The 18,388-nt window shown below is 71.4% G+C and carries 14 protein-coding genes and 1 pseudogene; 5 read left to right on the top strand and 10 right to left on the bottom strand.

What is annotated here, in order from left to right:
• Positions 1-122 precede the first annotated feature (122 nt).
• Positions 123-416 (top strand): annotated as a pseudogene (locus BMY89_RS10090) (PspC domain-containing protein); the annotation flags it as partial.
• Positions 417-746: 330 nt separating this feature from the next.
• Here BMY89_RS10090 and guaA read toward each other — a convergent pair.
• Positions 747-2,303 (bottom strand): glutamine-hydrolyzing GMP synthase, encoded by a 1,557-nt coding sequence (guaA, locus tag BMY89_RS10095; RefSeq protein ID WP_092378431.1) that lies wholly within the window; start codon positions 2,301-2,303, stop codon positions 747-749.
• 161 nt (positions 2,304-2,464) lie between these two features.
• Here guaA and BMY89_RS10100 point away from each other — a divergent pair, with 161 nt between their 5' ends.
• Entirely contained in the window at positions 2,465-3,169 is a 705-nt protein-coding gene (locus tag BMY89_RS10100) for a bacteriorhodopsin (protein WP_092378434.1), read from the top strand.
• 3 nt (positions 3,170-3,172) lie between these two features.
• Here the strand turns inward: BMY89_RS10100 and BMY89_RS10105 are convergent, their stop codons facing one another.
• Positions 3,173-4,864 (bottom strand): FAD-dependent oxidoreductase, encoded by a 1,692-nt coding sequence (locus BMY89_RS10105; RefSeq protein WP_092378437.1) that lies wholly within the window; start codon positions 4,862-4,864, stop codon positions 3,173-3,175.
• 213 nt (positions 4,865-5,077) lie between these two features.
• On the opposite strand from BMY89_RS10105, the gene BMY89_RS10110 reads away from it, so the two are divergent.
• Complete coding sequence (locus tag BMY89_RS10110; RefSeq protein WP_092378440.1) at positions 5,078-6,175, top strand: LCP family protein; 1,098 nt, start codon at positions 5,078-5,080, stop codon at positions 6,173-6,175.
• A gap of 58 nt (positions 6,176-6,233) precedes the next feature.
• Here the strand turns inward: BMY89_RS10110 and BMY89_RS10115 are convergent, their stop codons facing one another.
• From BMY89_RS10115 to guaB, 4 genes are all read right to left on the bottom strand, one after another.
• On the bottom strand, positions 6,234-7,688 hold the full coding sequence (locus tag BMY89_RS10115) for a M1 family metallopeptidase (protein WP_232521165.1): 1,455 nt from the start codon (positions 7,686-7,688) through the stop codon (positions 6,234-6,236).
• Between the two features lie 184 nt (positions 7,689-7,872).
• Positions 7,873-9,246 carry a M1 family metallopeptidase gene (locus BMY89_RS10120; protein WP_232521214.1) on the bottom strand — a complete coding sequence of 458 codons (1,374 nt, stop codon included), beginning with the start codon at positions 9,244-9,246 and terminating at the stop codon, positions 7,873-7,875.
• Positions 9,247-9,416: 170 nt separating this feature from the next.
• Complete coding sequence (locus tag BMY89_RS10125) at positions 9,417-10,535, bottom strand: GuaB3 family IMP dehydrogenase-related protein (RefSeq protein ID WP_092378445.1); 1,119 nt, start codon at positions 10,533-10,535, stop codon at positions 9,417-9,419.
• Between the two features lie 37 nt (positions 10,536-10,572).
• On the bottom strand, positions 10,573-12,135 hold the full coding sequence (gene guaB, locus BMY89_RS10130) for an IMP dehydrogenase (RefSeq protein WP_092378448.1): 1,563 nt from the start codon (positions 12,133-12,135) through the stop codon (positions 10,573-10,575).
• Between the two features lie 227 nt (positions 12,136-12,362).
• On the opposite strand from guaB, the gene BMY89_RS10135 reads away from it, so the two are divergent.
• Positions 12,363-12,776, top strand: a complete 414-nt coding sequence (locus tag BMY89_RS10135; protein ID WP_092379252.1) for a DUF5319 domain-containing protein — start codon at positions 12,363-12,365, stop codon at positions 12,774-12,776.
• 17 nt (positions 12,777-12,793) lie between these two features.
• Here the strand turns inward: BMY89_RS10135 and BMY89_RS10140 are convergent, their stop codons facing one another.
• The gene (locus BMY89_RS10140; RefSeq protein WP_092378451.1) at positions 12,794-13,597 is read right to left on the bottom strand and encodes a helix-turn-helix transcriptional regulator; all 804 of its coding nucleotides are present in this window, start codon (positions 13,595-13,597) and stop codon (positions 12,794-12,796) included.
• 254 nt (positions 13,598-13,851) lie between these two features.
• Here BMY89_RS10140 and BMY89_RS10145 point away from each other — a divergent pair, with 254 nt between their 5' ends.
• Positions 13,852-14,235, top strand: coding sequence for a WhiB family transcriptional regulator (locus BMY89_RS10145; protein ID WP_092379255.1), 384 nt, complete (start codon positions 13,852-13,854; stop codon positions 14,233-14,235).
• Between the two features lie 151 nt (positions 14,236-14,386).
• Here BMY89_RS10145 and BMY89_RS10150 read toward each other — a convergent pair whose 3' ends face one another.
• The 3 genes from BMY89_RS10150 to groES form a co-directional block, all read right to left on the bottom strand.
• Positions 14,387-15,976, bottom strand: a complete 1,590-nt coding sequence (locus BMY89_RS10150) for a molybdopterin-dependent oxidoreductase (RefSeq protein ID WP_092379259.1) — start codon at positions 15,974-15,976, stop codon at positions 14,387-14,389.
• Between the two features lie 168 nt (positions 15,977-16,144).
• Entirely contained in the window at positions 16,145-17,794 is a 1,650-nt protein-coding gene (groL, locus tag BMY89_RS10155; RefSeq protein WP_092378454.1) for a chaperonin GroEL, read from the bottom strand.
• 70 nt (positions 17,795-17,864) lie between these two features.
• A complete protein-coding gene (gene groES, locus BMY89_RS10160; RefSeq protein ID WP_089155197.1) occupies positions 17,865-18,179 on the bottom strand; it encodes a co-chaperone GroES in 315 nt (104 codons plus the stop codon).
• Positions 18,180-18,388: the final 209 nt, after the last annotated feature.

Genomic DNA, 18,388 nt, shown 5'->3' on the forward strand with positions numbered 1-18,388 from the left:
CGGTTACCAGCGCGGAAAAGAGTCAGATTCCTGACTGATCACTCGTCCCTGAGGGGAGGCTCAGGGTATGGATCCGGGCGGTCACCGAGGTCGATGCGCCTCGCGGCGTGGACCGTGGAGGCATGACTTCCACACCTCAGGCGCCGTACAAGCAGCTGCGCCGCCCCACCACCGACCGGATGATCGCCGGGGTGGCCAGCGGAGTCGGCCGCTACTTCGCCGTCGACCCCAACCTGGTCCGCGTCGCCTTCGCCGTCGCCACGCTACTGACCGGCGGTATCGCCGCCCTCGCGTACCCGATCATGTGGTTCCTGATGCCCGAGGAGCCGGCCGATGCGCCCGCCTGGCCGCACCCGGCGGGCAACCCGCCGTTCGGACCCGCCGGGCCGCAGCCGACGGGCACCGCCCCGCACCCCGCCTGGCCGCAGCCGGCCACACCGACGGGCGGCACGCCGCACCCCGCCTGGCCGTTCCCCGGCTCCGCCGGCCCGACGGCGCAACCGGCCCCGCACGACGCCCCGCCGGCATCGGCCACCTGGTCACCGCCGGCGTACCCGGGCACGCCGGCCGCCGACGCCGTGCCCGACCCGGCCACCGCACCCGAGGAGGTCGCGCCCGGATCCGCTGCCGTCCCGGTGCCGGAGCCCACATCGGGACCGGAACCCACGGCCACTCCGGAGCCAGCACCGCGGCCCACGCCGCAGCCGCCGGCGTGAGCCGACGTCATGCCCAGCGGTGGGCCGATGTCACTCCCACTCGATGGTGCCCGGGGGCTTGCTGGTGACGTCCAGCACCACCCGGTTCACCTCGGCCACCTCGTTGGTGATCCGGGTGGAGATCCGGGCGATCACGTCGTAGGGCAGCCGGGACCAGTCGGCGGTCATCGCATCCTCGCTGGAGACCGGGCGCAGTACCACGGGATGACCGTAGCTGCGCCCGTCGCCCTGCACGCCGACGCTGCGCACATCGGCCAGCAGCACCACGGGGAACTGCCACACGTCCCGGTCCAGGCCGGCGGCGCTGAGCTCCTGGCGGGCGATGAAGTCGGCCCGGCGCAGCACGTCGAGCCGCTCCTGGTCGACCGCGCCGATGATCCGGATGGCCAGGCCGGGGCCGGGGAACGGGTGCCGCCAGACCATCGCCTCGGGCAGGCCGAGCTGGAGACCGAGCGTACGGACCTCGTCCTTGAACAGCGTCCGCAACGGCTCGACCAGGGCGAACTTGAGATCCTCGGGCAGCCCGCCGACGTTGTGGTGACTCTTGATGTTGGCGGTACCGGTCCCGCCGCCGGACTCGACCACGTCCGGGTAGAGGGTGCCCTGCACCAGGAACTCGACGTCGCCGTGCGAGGCGATCTCCCGGGCGGCGGCCTCGAAGACCCGGATGAACTCCCGGCCGATGATCTTGCGCTTCTGCTCGGGGTCGGTCACCCCGGCCAGCGCGCCGAGGAACCTGTCGGCCGCGTCGACCACCTTCAACCTGATGCCGGTCGCCGCGACGTAGTCCTTCTCCACCTGCTCGGCCTCGCCCGCGCGCAGCAGACCGTGATCGACGAATACGCAGGTCAGCTGGTCACCGACGGCCTTGTGCACCAGCGCGGCGGCGACCGCGGAGTCCACCCCGCCGCTCAGGCCGCAGATGACCTCCTTGTCACCGACCTGCGCGCGGATCCGCGCCACCTGCTCGTCGATGATGTTCTCGGCCGTCCAGGTCGGCTCGATCCCGGCGATCTCGTACAGGAAGCGGGTCAGCATCTCCTGGCCGTGCGCGGTGTGCCCCACCTCGGGGTGGAACTGCACGCCGGCCCGGCGGCCGGCCACGTCCTCGAAGGCGGCGACCGGCGCGCCGGCGGACTCGGCGGTCACCGTGAACCCCTCGGGCGCCTCGGTCACGCAGTCGCCGTGGCTCATCCACACCGGTAGGTCGGCCGGCAGATCACGGAGCAGTACACCCGGGTCGAGCAGGCGCGGGCGCAGCGGAGTGCCGCCGTACTCGCGGCCGCCGGTGCGCGCCACCGTGCCACCGAGGGAACGGGCCATCGCCTGGAACCCGTAGCAGATCCCGAAGACCGGCACCCCGGCGGTGAACAGCCCGTCGTCGACCTGCGGGGCACCCGGCTCGTAGACGCTCGCGGGACCGCCGGAGAGGATGATCGCGGCGGGATCGCGGGCCAGCATCTCGGCCACCGGCATGGTGTGCGGAACGATCTCGGAATAGACCTTCGCCTCACGGACCCGGCGGGCGATGAGCTGGGCGTACTGGGCTCCGAAGTCCACCACGAGGACGGGGCGAGGCAGGCTCATGGGTGGCCATCCTACCGAGCGTGACGTCGACACCCCCGGGCGGCCGTCCGGTCCGGGGCACCGGCGCCGAGTCTGACGTAACCGGCCTCCGGTCAACACTCGCCGCGATAGCGTGACAGCCAGTTGACCAGGGCAAATACCCGGACCACAGGAAGACGAGGGTGGCCGTGACCGAGGCCTGGCTGTGGGTGTACGTGGCAGCGATGGCAGCCGGTGCGCTGCTCTTCATCGTCTGGAGCCGCGACCGCCAGCAGGTGCCGCGAGCGGAGTACCTGGTGGCAATGGCGATTCCGCTCTGGTCCGGCCTCTGGTACGCGGTGATGGCTCTCGGCGGTGGGCAGACCGAGATCGCCGGTGAGACCACCTACTGGGCGCGGTACGTCGACTGGGTGGTGACCACTCCCCTGCTGCTGATCGCCCTGGCCTTCACCGGCACCCAGGCGCTGGCCCGCAAACCGTGGCGCATCGTCGGGCTGCTGATCGGTGCCGACGTGGTGATGATCCTCAGCGGCCTGCTGGCGGACCTGTCGACCGCGCAGTGGCTGCGCTACGGGCTATACGCACTGGGCGTGGTCGCGCTGATCGTCGTGTACTCGCTGATCTGGGGCCCGCTGCGCGCCGCCGCGGAGCGGCAGCCGGCACCGATGGCCCGGACCTACCGGGAGGTCGCCGCGCTCCTCAGCATCCTGTGGCTCGGCTACCCACTGATCTGGATCCTCGGCCCCTCCGGGCTCGGGCTCTTCGGCGACGTCACCGACACCGCGCTCTTCGTCCTGCTGCCCATCCTGTCGAAGGTGGGCTGGAGCATCGTCGACCTCTCCCGGCTCCGGTCGCTGGGCCGCCGGGGTGAACTCACCGTTGCCTGACAGTCAGCGCAGCGCGCCCGGGGCGTCGGCCGGCACCGCCGGGTGGTGGGGTGGCACCGGCTCCAGACGGGTGTACGCCGAACCGACCGGCGGCCTCGGGTCTGATTCGCCTTTGTTGGGCCAGAACGACATCGCCCGCTCCGCCTGCGCGGTGATCGTCAACGACGGGTTCACCCCGAGGTTGGCCGACACCGCCGCCCCGTCGACCACGTGCAGCCCAGGGTGACCGTGGATCCGGTGGTACGGGTCGATCACCCCGTCGGCCGGTGACTCACCGATCACCGCCCCACCGAGGATGTGCGCGGTCATCGGGATGTCGAACGGCTCGGTCAACGCACCGCCCGGCGTACCGTCGATCTCCTCCGCGAGCAACCGGGCCGCCCGGTTGCCGGCCGGGATCCAGGTCGGGTTGGGGGTCCCGTGGCCGGGGCCGGAGACCAACCGGCGGCCGAGCGGCCCGCGCCGCAACCGGGTGGTCAGCGAATTGTCCGCCGACTGCATGACCAGGGCGATCACCGTACGCTGCGACCACTCCCGGACGGACAGCAGCCGGAGTGCCTGGCGGGGCTGCCGGACGAGTTGCCCGAGCCAGCGGCGTACCCGGTGCGGCCCGCCGTCGACCAGCAGCGACTGGAGCAGTCCCATCGCGTTCGAGCCCCGCCCGTAGCGGACCGGTTCGATGTGGGTCTGCGGGTCGGGGTGGAAGGAACTGGTGATCGCCGTTCCCTCGGTGAAATCCGTCCCGCGCGCCCGCGCTCGTCGAAGCGGCACCGAGGCGCCGAGGATCGCCTCCGAATTGGTCCGGGTCAGCTCGCCGAGCCGCGGCGAGAGGTGAGGCAACGCGCCGCGATCGCGCATCTCGTGCAGCAGCCGCTGGGTACCCAGCGCCCCGGCGGCGAAGACCACCTGATCGGCGTGGATCACCTGTGCGCGCCTGCGCAACCAGGCGCCGGTACGCCCGGTGTGCACCTGGTATCCGCCGTCGACCGGCCGGACCGCGGTCACCGTGGTCAGCGGGTGCACCCGGGCACCGAGCCGCTCGGCCAGCCAGAGGTAGTTCTTGACCAGGGTGTTCTTCGCACCGACCCGGCAGCCGGTCATGCACGCGCCGCAGTGGGTGCAGCCGTTACGCGGCGGACCGGCGCCACCGAAGTACGGATCGGCGACCCGCTCCCCCGGCCGCCCGATGTGCACGCCGACGGGGGTGGGGTGGAAGGTGTCCGCCACCCCCATCCGCTCGGCGACCCGTCGCATCGCCCGGTCCGCCGCGGTCACGATCGGGTAGGTGGTGACTCCGAGCATCCGCTTCGCCTGGTCGAAGTGCGGTGCCAACTCGGCCCGCCAGTCGGTGACGTCCCGCCACTGGGGGTCGCGGTAGAACGCGTCCAGCGGCTCGTAGAGGGTGTTGGCGTAGACCAGCGAACCGCCGCCGACGCCCGCTCCCGACAGCACCAGCACCCCGCCGCCGGCCCGCCGGTCGGCCGCCCGGAGCAGGGTGAGGCGTTGCAGGCCGAAGCAGCCGAGCTTCGGTGCCCAGAGGAACCGCCGCAGCCGCCAGGAGGTCTGCGGGAACTCGTCGTCGGCGAACCGCCGGCCGGCCTCCAGCACGCCGACCGAGTAGCCCTTCTCGGCGAGCCGTAGAGCAGCGACGCTGCCGCCGAAGCCGGACCCGATGACGACCACGTCGTACCGCATGGACGCATCATTACTCGTGAGTAGCTCTCGCGCCAGGGGCAGTACCCGGGCGATCATGCTCGTCACCCGGCCGGCGCGGTCGGCCTCGCGTCCGCACCCGCCGCCGGCGCTCCCGGCCCGGCACCCGGCCGGCGGGCAAGTCCTGTCGCCCGGGGACGCAACCCCCAGGCCGTGCCACGGCGTTGGTTCGGTATCGACAGAAGGAGGCGGGGGATGGTATTCGGAGGCAACCGGAGACAGCTGACGCTGGTACTGGCCGGTCTGGTCACGGTCACCGTGGTGGCCGTCGGCGCGGTGGCGGTGTCCCGGATGGTCAGCGACAACCGGACGACGCCGACCGCCGAGGCCACCACCCCGAGCGCGCAGCCGAGCCCCAGCCCCAGCACCCCGCCGCCGGGAGCCGACATCACCGGCCCGCTCAACCTGCTGCTGGTCGGCGTCGACACCCGGGTCAGCGTGCCCGACTGGAAGCCGAACGCCGACGCCGTACTCGTGCTGCACGTGCCGGCGGGGCTGTCCCGCGGGTACCTCTTCTCCCTCCCCCGCGACCTGGTGGTGGACATTCCGGCGTACGAACCCGCCAGCTACCGGGGCGGGCGGACCAAGCTCACCCACGCGATGAGCTACGGCAGCCGGGTGCCGGGCGAGTCGAAGGCGGACCCCGCCCAGGGGTACGAGTTGCTGCGCCGGACCGTCAGCGACTACACCGGGCTGCGCATCGACGCGGGCGCGGTGCTCACCTTCGGCGGCTTCGACAAGTTGGTGGACAGCCTCGGCGGCGTGGACATCGACATCGACCAGCGGGTGGTGTCACGGCACCGTCAGCCGGACGGAAAGCACCGGGAGCCGGGCCCGGGGGTGGGCGGCTACGTCGGGCCGCAGATGGTCTACGAGCCCGGCGAGGCGCACCTCAACGGCTGGCAGGCGCTCGACTACGCCCGGCAGCGCTACCTGCCCGGCGGCGACTACACCCGGCAGCGCCACCACCAGCAGCTGATCCGGGCAATGATCGGAAAGATCCTCGACGAGGACCTGGCCCGGCAGCCCGAGCGGGTCGAGCAGGTGGTCACCGCACTCGACGACGCGCTGCTCTACGTCGGCGGACGACGGATCGTCGACTTCGCGTACGCCCTCGGCGGGCTGCCGCCGCAGGCGCTCACCCTGGTCGGCCTGCCCGGAGCGTCGGTCGGCCGGGGCAACGCCTACCGGGGCGAGGAGTTGACCCGGGTGGGCCGCCGGTTCATCACCGAACTGCGCGCCGGCCGGGTCGACGCCTTCCTCGCCGAACACCCGGACCTGAAGGTGCCTTAGGCCCGGTGTCTCCTGGATCCCGTTTCGTCGAGCCGAAACGGGATCCAGGAGTCCCGCCCTAGAGACGCTTGGGCGCCGCGGGCTTCTTCTTGCCGTAGAGCCAGGCGTCGAAGAGCTTGTCCAACTGCTTGCCGGAGATCCGTTCCGCCAGCGCGATGAACTCCTCCGTGGTGCCGTTGGCGTCCCGCTTCTCCCGGGCCCAGGTCTTGAGGATCTCGAAGAAGGCTTTGTCCCCAACGGAGACCCGCAGCGCGTGCACGGTCATCGCGCCGCGCACGTAGACCGACTCGCTGAACAGGTTCTTCACCCCCGGCTTGCCCGGTGGCGTCCGCCAGACCTCCGCCGGCACCCGCGCCATCCGGATGTCGAAAGCCTCCTTCGCGGTGAACTCACCGCTGTGCTCCGCCCACAGCCACTCGGCGTACGACGACAGACCCTCGTTGAGCCAGATGTCCTGCCACCTGTTCAGCGCCACGCTGTTGCCGAACCACTGGTGGGCGACCTCGTGCGCGACCACGCCGGTGTTCTCGCCCTGCCGGAAGAAGCCGGCGGAGTAGACCGGTCGGCTCTGCGTCTCCAACGCGTACCGGATCCGATCGTCGGAGATGACCACACCGCCGTACGCCTCGACCGGGTACGGGCCGAAGAGGGTCTCCAGGTAGTCCGCCACCTTGACCGTTTTGGCCATCGACGCGTCCGCGGCGCCCTTGGAGACCTTCGTGGTCACCGCGTGGAAGACCGGCCGTCCCTTGTGCTCGCCCTCGGTGAGCCGGAACTTCCCGATCGCCACCGTGCTCAGGTAGCTGGCCATCGGCGTGTTCTCGGCCCAACGCCAGGTGGTCCAGCCGTCCGTGCTGGTCTTGCCGCCCGGCACACCGTTGCTGACCGCGGTGAGGCCATCCGGGACGGTGATCTCGAACCGGTAGGTGGCCTTGTCCGACGGGTGGTCGTTGACCGGAAACCAGGTGCTGGCCGACTCGGGCTCGCCGAGGGCGATCGCGCCGTCGGAGGTGTGCAGCCAGCCGCCCTCGCCGACCGCCTCGTTCTTCAGCGGCTTGGGCTTGCCCGCATACGTGATCTCGGCGGTGAAGTCGCTGCCGGTGGCCAGACCGGCGGCGGGCGTGACGACCAGCTCGTTCTTGTCCTGCCGGTGGTTGGCCGCCGCACCGTCGACCGTCACCGCGCTCACCTTCAGGCCGGCCAGGTCCAGGTTGAACGACGACAGGTCGACGGTCGCCTTGGCCTGCACCATCGTGACGCCGGTGAGCTGGTCCTTCGCCGGGTCATAGCGAACCTTCACCGTGTAGCCGGCGACGTCGTAGCCGCCGTTGCCGTACCCGGGAAAGTAGGGGTCGCCGGCCCCCGCAGCGCCCGGCTGGAAGTCCGGTGCGGGTGCCGCCGACTCGCCCCGCGCCGCCGAGGACGGCTCCGTCTCCTCCGGAACGGCCGAATCACAGCCGGTCAGCCCCAACGCCCCCACCAGCAGCAGAGCCACGCTCCGCCGCAGGTGCATCCGCCCACCTGTCATCGCACGTCCTCCCCGTGACACGTGACCGACCGACGGCCGGTCCGGGCGACCGGCTCCGTCCGATCGCAGGCCGCAGCCTACCGATAAGTGATCACCGGAAGAACGTCGATTCGACGGTGGCAGCGAGCCGTCTTCCGGCCGACGGTGGCCAGGCGGACGAAGTGCCTCGTCAGGGCAGGGCAGGCGGGGCGGTGCCGGTGAGCCAGGTGTCGAAGAACGCACCCAGCGAACGCCCGGACACCCGGTCGGCCAGCGCGACGAGATCGGCGGTGGTCGCGGTGCCGTCCCGCCGCTCGGCGGTCCAGGTCCGCAGGATCTCGAAGAAGGCGTCGTCGCCGACGGTACGCCGCAACGCGTGCACAGTCAGCGCCCCGCGCTTGTAGACGGCGGTGCTGAACATCTGGCCCGGGCCGGGATCGAGAGTGCGACGGGACCAGTCGGTGGTCGCGTACTGGAGTTCGAAGTTGCGCTGGGCGCTGCGCCCGCCGTCGTGCTCCTCCCACAGCCACTCGGCATAACTGGCGAACCCCTCGTTGAGCCAGATGTCGCCCCAGCGGGCCAGCGCCACACTGTTGCCGAACCACTGGTGGGCCATCTCGTGGGCGACCACGCTGTAGTTCGGCTCACCGTCGCGGAAGAAGCCGGGACCGTAGACCGGCCGCGACTGCGTCTCCAGCGCATAGCCGATGCGAGCATCGGCGACCACCACGCCGCCGTAGGACTCGAACGGGTACGGGCCGAAGCGGGTGGCGAGGAAGTCGGCGATCTCGCCGGTCCGCGCCATGGAGGCGGCCTCGGGACCCGTGCCGGGCAACCCGGTCGGTACGGCGGTGACCAGTGGCTTGCCGGCGTGCTCGCCGGTCTCCACCTGGTAGTCGCCGATCACCAGGGTGGTCAGGTAGCTCGCCATCGGCGAACGCTCGGCCCAGCGCCAGGTGGTCCAGCCGTCGGCGGCGGTGCGTTCCCCCGGCACCCCGTTGCTCAGCGCGGCGAGCCCGTCGGGCACGGTCACCTCGATGTCGTAGGTGGCCTTGTCGGAGGGGTGGTCGTTGACCGGGAACCAGGTGGCCGCCGAGTGGGGTTGACCGAGCGCGATCGCGCCGCCGTCGGTGTGCTGGAATCCGCCGCTGCCCAGCACACCGTCGGCGATCGGCTCGGGCACGCCGGCGTAGTTCACGTCGACCGTGAACGAGCTGCCTGCGGCGAGACCCCGAGCCGGGGTGACGACCAGTTCGTCGTCGGCGTGCCGGTGCTCGGCCGGGGCACCGTCCACACTGACCGCGCTGACGTCCAGGCCGGTCAGGTCGAGGTTGAAGCGGGACAGTCCCTGGGTCGCGGTCGCGCTGACCTCGGCCCGGCCGGCGAGCCGGTCGTCGGCCGGGTCGTACCGCAGGGTCAGCCGGTAGTGGGTGACGTCGTACCCGCCGTTGCCGCTGCCCGGCACGTACGGGTCGGCGAGGTCCGCAGCGCCCGCCCGCAACCCGCCGGGCTCCGCGACGTCCCGGTCACCGGTGCAGCTGACCAGCACCACCGCCGCCACCATCGCCGCAGCCACACCGGCCACCCACCGCCCGCCAAGCCTCCTGCTCACCAGCCCGAGCCTACCGTCGGCATCTCGGTCGATCATGGAGTTGTGGCACGCGGCGAATCGGGCATCACCGTCCCGACCGGGCGCCACAACTGCATGATCGACGCTGACCGGGGCGGGGTGGGTCAGCGGTCCAGGACGAGGCCGACCTTCTGGAACTCCTTGAGGTCGCGGTAGCCGCACTTGGCCATGGCGCGGCGCAGGCCGCCGAAGAGGTTGAGCTGGCCGTCGGGGGCGTCAGCGGGACCGAAGAGCAGGCGCTCCATCGAGCCCAGCGGCTCACCAGCGGCCTCGAACGCGCCCCGGGGCAGCGACGGGTGGCTGGCCGCCGAGTGCCACCAGGCACCGCCGGCCGGCGCCTCCTCACAGAGCGACAGCGGCTCACCGAGCATCACCGCGTCCGCACCGCAGCCGAGCGCCTTGGCGATGTCCCCGGAGGTACGGATGTCACCGTCGGCGATCAGGTGCACGTGCCGCCCGCCGGTCTCGTCGAGGTAGTCGCGCCGGGCCGCGGCGGCGTCGGCGATCGCGGTCGCCATCGGGACCCGGATGCCGAGTACCGACTCGGTGGTGGACCACTCGTCCCCGCCGATGCCGACGATCACGCCGGCCGCGCCGGTCCGCATCAGGTGCAGCGCCGTCTTGTAGTCGGTGCAACCGCCGACGATGACCGGCAGGTCGAGGTCGGCGATGAACTCCTTCAGGTTCAGCGGTTCGTCGGTGGTCGAGACGTGTTCGGCCGAGACGATGGTGCCCTGGATGACCAGGAGGTCGACGCCCGCGTCGAGGATCACCGGGGCGAGCGCCAGGGTGTGCTGCGGTGAGACCCGCACCGCCACGGTGCCGCCGCCCTCGCGCAGCTCACGGACGCGCTCGGTGATCAGATCCGGCCGGATCGGCTCCGCGTACACCTCCTGGAGGCGCTTGGTGGCGGGCGCGTCCTCGTCGAGGCCGGCGAGCTCCTCCAGCACCTTCGTCGGGTTTTCGTAACGGGTCCACAGTCCCTCGACGTTGAGCACCCCGAGGCCGCCGAGCTGACCGAGCCGGACGGCCGAAGCCGGGCTCATCGTGGCGTCGGAGGGGTGCCCGACGCAGGGAATGCCGAACTGGTACGCGTCGAGCTGCCAGCCGGTCGAGACGTCGTCGACGTCCCTGGTCCGCCGAGAAGGCACGATCGCGATGTCGTCCAGGTGGTAGCCGCGCTGCGCGGTCTTGCCCAGCCCGATCTCGACCACGTCACGCATGGGGCACTCCAGGTGTGTTCGGGGGTGGTGGGAGGGGTCAGCGGGTGTGGTAGTTGGGCGCTTCGACAGTCATCTGGATGTCGTGCGGGTGGCTCTCCTTGAGCCCGGCCGCGGTGATCCGGATGAGCTGACCGCGCTGGTGCAGCTCGGGGATGTTCTCCGCGCCCGCGTACCCCATCGCCAGCCGGAGGCCGCCGACCAGCTGGTGGGCCACCCGGGCCAACGGGCCGCGGTACGGCACCTGACCCTCGACGCCCTCCGGGACCAGCTTCTCGTCGCTGGTCACGTCCTGCTGGAAGTAGCGGTCCTTCGAGTACGACTTGGCCTGCCCGCGGGACTGCATCGCGCCGAGCGAACCCATGCCGCGGTACGCCTTGAACTGCTTACCGTTGACGAAAATCAACTCGCCGGGGCTCTCCTCGCAGCCGGCCAGCAGGCTGCCGAGCATCACCGTGTCGGCGCCGGCGACCAGGGCCTTGGCGATGTCGCCCGAGTACTGGATGCCGCCGTCACCGATCACCGGCACACCGGCCGGGCGGGCAGCCCGCACGGCCTCCATGATCGCGGTGATCTGGGGCACGCCGACGCCGGCCACGATCCGGGTGGTGCAGATCGCTCCTGGACCGACACCGACCTTCACCCCGTCCGCGCCCGCGTCGACCAGGGCCTTGGCGCCGGCGTAGGTCGCCACGTTTCCGCCGACGATGTCGATGCCGACGTCCTTCTTGAGCCGGCCGACCATCTCCAGCACCGCACGCTGGTGACCGTGGGCGGTGTCCACGATGATCACGTCGACACCGGCGTCGACCAGCACCCGGGCCCGCTTGTAGGAGTCCTCACCGACACCGATGGCCGCCGCCACCCGCAGCCGGCCCGCGTCGTCCTTGGTGGCGCCCGGGTACTGCTCGCTCTTGGTGAAGTCCTTGACGGTGATCAGCCCGCGTAGCTTGCCGGAGCCGTCGACGATGGGCAGCTTCTCGACCTTGTGCTGGCGCAGCAGGCCGAGCGCCTCGTCCTTGCTGACCCCCACCGGGGCGGTGATCAGCGGCGCCCTGGTCATGATCTCGTGGACCGGCGTCGCCGGATCGGAGACGAACCGCATGTCCCGGTTGGTGACGATGCCCACCAGCTGCCCCTGCGCGTCCACCACCGGTACGCCGGAGATGCGGTAGCGCCCGCAGAGCTGGTCGACCTCGCGCAGCGTGTCGTCCGGGCTGGCGGTCACCGGGTTGGTGATCATGCCGGACTCGGAGCGCTTGACCAGGTCGACCTGGAGCGCCTGGTCCTCCACGGAGAGGTTGCGGTGCAGTACGCCGATGCCGCCCTGGCGGGCCATCGCGATCGCCATCCGCGCCTCGGTGACCGTGTCCATCGCGCTGGACAGCAGCGGGATGGAGAGCGAGACGTTGCGGGTGAGCTGGGTGACGGTGTTCACCCGGCTGGGCACCACGTCCGACTCGCCCGGCTGGAGCAGCACGTCGTCGAAGGTCAGCCCCAGCGGCACCACCCGGGCCGAGCCGGCGGGCAACTCGGGCAGATGCCCGCCCAGCTCGCCACCCTCGAAGCCGGCGGAAGGGTCGATGCGGGGCGAATTCTCCACGATTGCTCTCCTGAGCTGCTCGAACTGGGCTTCAGTGAGGTGGCACGGGTGGGCACCGGCGAACGCCGGGCAAGAGTGCGTCAGCCTCATCGTACCCATTGGCCGGGGTGACACCGGCTCCGGCGGCCCGGTCCGGCGCGGTCACGGCGTGCCCAGCACCACCGCGTCCCCTCGGCTTGCCCGAGAGGGGACGGGCATCGGCGGTGGCTTGGGTCTACGGTGAGGGGGTGCACGACGAGCCCATGGACCCGTTCACCGGCGACCCGACCGATCCGACGGCCGATTTGGACGACTCCGGCGACGACGACGCCCAGCTCGACCCGCTGACCGACGTCGAGCGCCAAGACGTGCTGGAGGACCTCGCCGACCTGGAGATCTACCAGGCGCTGCTCGCGCCGATCGGGGTACGCGGGCTCGTCATCGAGTGTGAGGACTGTCGGGAGCCGCACTACTTCGACTGGGACCTGCTCCGGGGCAACCTGCGCCACCTGCTCAACTCCGGGCGTCCACGGGTGCACGAGCCGGCCTACGACCCGGATCCCGACCACTACGTCACCTGGGACTACGCGCGCGGTTACGCGGACGGCGTGCACGACACCCTCAGTGAGGGCACCGAGGACGAGCCCGGCTCGGGCAGCTGACCCGGCTGCCGGTCGGCTCAGGCGACCAGCCCGGCCCGGAAGCCGGCTGCCACCGCGTGCGCCCGATCGCGGGCACCCAGCTTGCGGAACAGCCGCCGGGCATGGGTCTTGACGGTGTCCTCGGAGACGAACAGCTCCCGGCCGATTTCGGCGTTGCTCTTGCCTTCGGCCATGCCGAGCAGCACCTGCAACTCCCGCTCGGTGAGGCCGATCGTGGACCGCTCGGCCCGGGGCGGCGAGAGGGGCTTGCCCGGCTCGGGTTCGGCGCCCGGCTCGGCGGGGTCGTCGCCGCGCTGCACCGGCACCATCGCGGGACCACCCGCGGCGTCCACCGCAGGCCGGGCCGGCACGGATTCACCTGAGGTACGGCCACCGGGCGTCGGCCGGGCCGGGCTGCCGACGGTCGCGGCGTCCCGAGCCGGGTCCGCGATCCGGTGCCGGCTGGATCCTCGGCCGGGCGCGGACAGCAACAGCAGCGCCTTGGCGACCGCGCTGGTGAGATCGTGGTCCACGCCCTGGATCAGCCCACGGGCCCCGGCATTGATGGTCGCCGCAGCCGCCTCGGACTCTTCCACCCCCAGCAGCAGGACGGCGGCCTGCGGCGCGCGGGCCAGTACCCGGCGGACGAAACCGGCGCTGTCAGGTCGGGTCAGGGCGGTGTCGACGAGGACCACGTCCGCGGGACGCTCGGCCAGCCGCAGCATCACCTCGGGATCGGAGACCGCCGTCCGGACGGCACCGGACAACCCCAGCCGCGCCGCGGCGGAGGTCAGGTGCTGCGCCGCGAGCGGCGTTCGAACGCACACAAGAACGGTACGCACAGAGATCTCCTTTCCGCACACGAGCAGACCATGACCGCCTGCTGTCGGGAGGAGGTTCCGGGCAATCCTCCCAACTTTTCCGACAGATAGGGCATATGCCGCAAGTCGTCGGGATGTTCTGGATCAAAGACGTGTGAGTCGAGAGCCACCCGGGTACGACAGGGGCCAGGCCGGGAACGGTGCGCCCGCGCGGCCCGCCGCCCGGACAGCCGGCCACAAGCGTCTCGCGGTGCCGCGCGAGAGGAGGGGTGCTGATGTCGAACGTACGTAGACTGCCCGGACCCATCGTCGACCTCTGGGACTGGCAGCGCCTCGGCGCCTGCCGTGGCCGGGACAGCGCCCAGTTCTTCCATCCCGACGGCGAACGGGGTACGTCCCGGCTGCGTCGGGAGTCCTCCGCCAAGGCCGTCTGCCGCGCCTGCCCGGTCCGGGCCGAGTGCGCCGCCCACGCCCTGTCGGTGCGGGAGCCGTACGGCGTGTGGGGTGGCTTCAGCGAATCCGAGCGACTCCGGCTGCTCGCGGTCGGCTGGGAGGATCTCGCCGACCGCCGACAGACCCGGGTCGACGTCAACCGGCTGGAGGCCCGCCTCGGCAGCTCCCACCGGTCTACGCTGCCCGCGCAGCGCAACGTCGCCTGACGCAAGCAACCGACGCCGCGTCCCGATGCCGGGACGCGGCGTCGCTCTGTCTGGCCCACCCCGGGCCGAGGCTCCGGCCAGGCGGTCGCCAGTTGCCCTCCTGGGCGGTCCCCGAGTCCCGACCAGGACGACCGCCGGGTGGCGAAGCGGATCAGGCGACGGTGAGCGTGACGGTGTGCCAACCGGTCGCGCCGTCGGGGGCGACGTCCTGCTGCTGGGGGGTCTGGGTCTCGCCGGTGCTGTCCGTGGCCCGGACCTGGAGGGTGTGCTCGCCGGGGGTGGCCTGCCAACGCCACGACCACTGCACCCAGGTGTCCGCCGACACTGTCGGGGCCAACTCCGCCTCCTGCCAGGGTCCTTCGTCGACGCGTACCTCGACGCGGTCGATGCCCCGGTGCTGGGCCCAGGCGACGCCCGCGACCACGACCGGGCCGGCGGCCGGGCGGTTGCGTGGGCGGGGCGTGTCGATCCGCGACTGCGTCTTCACCGGCCCCTGGGCCGACCAGCCCCGGGGCACCCAGTACGCGTCGAAGTCGGCGAAGCTGGTCAACTCCAGCTCGGTGATCCACTTGCACGCCGACACGTACCCGTACAGGCCGGGGACCACCATCCGGACCGGGAAGCCGTGCGCCACCGGCAGCGGCTCGCCGTTCATGCCGACCGCGAGCAGGGCGTCCCGACCGTCGCGCAGCACGGCGGTCGGGGTGCCACACGTCCAGCCGTCGACCGAGCGCCCGACCACCTGGTCCGCTCCGTCGAGGGGCGCCGCTTCGTCGAGCAGTTCCCGCAGCGGCACGCCGAGCCATCGGGCGTTGCCGATCAGGTCACCGCCGACCTCGTTGGAGACGCAGGCCAGGGTCACCCAGCGCTCGACCATCGGCCGGGCCAGCAGGTCGGCGTAGCTCAGCGTCACCGGGTTACCGACCCGACCGTGGATGCGCAGCCGCCAGCTCTCCGGATCGACCTGGGGCACCACCAGCGCCGTGTCGATCCGGTAGAAGCCCCGGTTCGGGGTCACGTAACTGGCCAGTCCCGCCACGGCCAGGTCGGCCCCGGCCGGCACCGGCGGCGCGGCGGAGACCGGAGCGGGCAGCGTGATCGCGTCCCGGGCGGCCGACACTCCACGCCGTCCGGCCAGCCATCGCCCGGCGACACCACCCACGGCCGCCACCCCGAGCACGGTGCCGACACCGGTCAGGAACCGCCGCCGCGAGTCCGGGTCGACCGAGCGCCCCGGCCCCGGATCAGGCTCGCTCGCGGGGGTAGCCGTCGAATCGGCGGTGGGCGGAGACCAGGGCCACGGGTCGAACTCCAGCGGGCCGGCGATGAACGCCCAGAGCGCCACCCCACCGACCACCGCCCCGACCAGCGAGGGCAGCGCGTCGGCGGCGTTCGCGTCCGCTCGGGTCAGGGCCGCCGCCGTGCCGAGCGCGGCGAACGCCGCGATGCCGGCCAGGCCCACCGTCAGGCGGCGGGCGGCCAGCATTCCCAGCAGGGCCGCGAAGCCGCCGAGCAGCAGTGCCGTCCCGACCAGCAGAGCGATCTTGTCGTACGTGCCGAAGACCGCGATGCCGAACCGCTTGACCGGCTCGGGGGCGGTGTCCACGACGAGGCCACCGACCGCGACCAGTGGCGACGATCGGGGGCCGGTCAGGGCCGCCACCAGTTCGGCGGTGCCGATGGCCGCCGCGGCGGCGGCGACGCCGGCCAGGGCGGCGTACCGGGGTGTCGTGCTGCTCACCGGCCCAGTGTCGCCGAACTGCCGGCTCCCCGGTAGCGCGGCCGGCATTACGTGATCTGACGGTTGCGACAGACTGAGCCGGCCCACGCCGACGCCCACTGGACGCGGACAAGAAGTCCGGGGCGCACCGTCAACGACGGTGCGCCCCGGACTGGCGTACGGCAGGGCTCAGAAGCCCGGGCCGTGCTGGTGGCTGTGACCGTGGCCGTGACCGTGGCCGTGGCCGCCCGAGGCGGGCTCCGACTCCGCCGGCTTCTCCACCACCAGGCTCTCGGTGGTGAGCAGCAGCCCGGCGATCGACGCGGCGTTGGTGACCGCGTTGCGGGTCACCTTGACCGGGTCGATGATGCCGGCCTTGACCAGGTCGACGTACTCGCCCACGGCAGCGTCGAGGCCGTGGCCCCAATCCTTGCCGGTGACCTTCTGCACCACGACGTAGCCGTCGTGGCCGGCGTTCTGGGCGATCCAGCGCAGCGGCTCGACCAGCGCCTTACGCACGATCGACACGCCGACCTTCTCGTCGCCGGTGAAGCCGAGGTCGTCGTCGAGCACCGGCAGGATCTGCGCCAGGGCGGCACCGCCGCCGGGCACCGTACCCTCCTCGACCGCAGCCTTGGTCGCGGCGATGGCGTCCTCGATGCGGTGCTTGCGCTCCTTCATCTCGACCTCGGTGGCCGCGCCGACCTTGACCACGGCGATGCCACCGGAGAGCTTCGCCAGCCGCTCGGCGAGCTTCTCCCGGTCCCACTCGGAGTCCGAGGCCTCGATCTCCTTGCGGATCTGGGCGACCCGGTCGGCGACCTCGCTGCTCTGGCCACCACCGTCGACGACCGTGGTGGTCTCCTTGTCGACCACGATGCGCCGGGCGCTGCCCAGCACCTCCAGGCCGACCTGGTCGAGCTTGTAGCCCAACTCGGGGGCGACCAGCTCGGCGCCGGTGAGGATCGCCATGTCCTGGAGCATCGCCTTGCGGCGGTCACCGAAGCCGGGAGCCTTGACCGCGCAGACCTTGATGGTCTTGCGGATCGCGTTCACCACCAGGGTGGAGAGCGCCTGCCCCTCGACGTCCTCGGCGATGATCAGCAGCGGCTTGTTGTTCTGGAGGACCTTCTCCAGCAGCGGCAGCAGCTCCTCGATCGCCGAGATCTTCTGCGTGGTGATCAGGACGTACGCGTCCTCCAGGACCGACTCCTGCGCCTCCGCGTCGGTGACGAAGTTCGGCGAGATGAAGCCCTTGTCGAACTGGAGGCCCTCGGTGACGTCCAGCTCGGTCTGCAGGGCGGAGCCTTCCTCGACGGTGATCACACCGTCGCGGCCGACCTTCTCCATCGCCTCGGCGATCAGCTCACCGATGGTGGCGTCCTGCGCGGAGATCGTCGCCACGTGCGCGACCGACTTCTTGTCGGAGACGTCGACCGCCTTGCCGAGCAGCGCCTCGGAGACCTTGGCGGCGGCGGCGTCGATGCCCCGCTTGAGGCCGGCCGGGTTGGCGCCCGCGGTGACGTTGCGCAGGCCCTCGCGGACCATGGCCTGGGCGAGCACGGTCGCGGTGGTGGTCCCGTCGCCGGCGACGTCGTTGGTCTTGGTCGCCACCTCCTTGACCAGCTGCGCGCCGAGATTCTCGTACGGGTTGGTGAGCTCGATCTCCTTGGCGATGGTCACACCATCGTTGGTGATCGTCGGCACACCGAATTTCTTGTCCAGGACGACGTTGCGTCCGCGCGGCCCGAGGGTGACCTTGACCGTGTCCGCGAGCGCATTGACACCGTGCTCAAGCAGGTGCCGGGCGTCGTCCGAGAAGCTCAGGATCTTCGCCATCAATGTCCCTTCGAAGCGACGATGCCCCGGCCCGGCGAGCCGGACCGGGGCAACGTCACTGATCGGTTGCTTACTTCTCGATGACCGCGAGGACGTCGCGGGCGGAGAGCACCAGGTACTCCTCGCCGGCGTACTTGACCTCGGTGCCGCCGTACTTCGAGTAGAGGACGGTGTCGCCGACGGAGACGTCGATCGGCACGCGGTTGCCCTTGTCGTCGATCCGGCCCGGGCCAACAGCGAGGACGGTGCCCTCCTGCGGCTTCTCCTTGGCGGTGTCGGGGATCACGATGCCCGAGGCGGTGGTGGTCTCGGCCTCGTTCGCCTGGACCACGATGCGGTCCTCGAGCGGCTTGATCGCAACCTTGGTCGCGGTAGTCACGGGCATACCCTCCTGGGGTACTTGGTTTCGTTGCCGGTCGGCATGCCGACCGGCGTCAATCTGCCACATGCCACCGGGCGGGGCCGTCGTCGCGGGTGCCGGTCCGCCTGGCGTTCAACCCCCGGACACCAGGGCCCGGAGATTGGCACCCTCAGGGTGAGAGTGCTAATCGCAGGTTATTCCTCGGCTAGCACTCCGTCAAGGAGAGTGCCAAT

Source organism: Micromonospora phaseoli (genome assembly GCF_900109115.1).
GTDB lineage: Bacteria > Actinomycetota > Actinomycetes > Mycobacteriales > Micromonosporaceae > Micromonospora > Micromonospora phaseoli.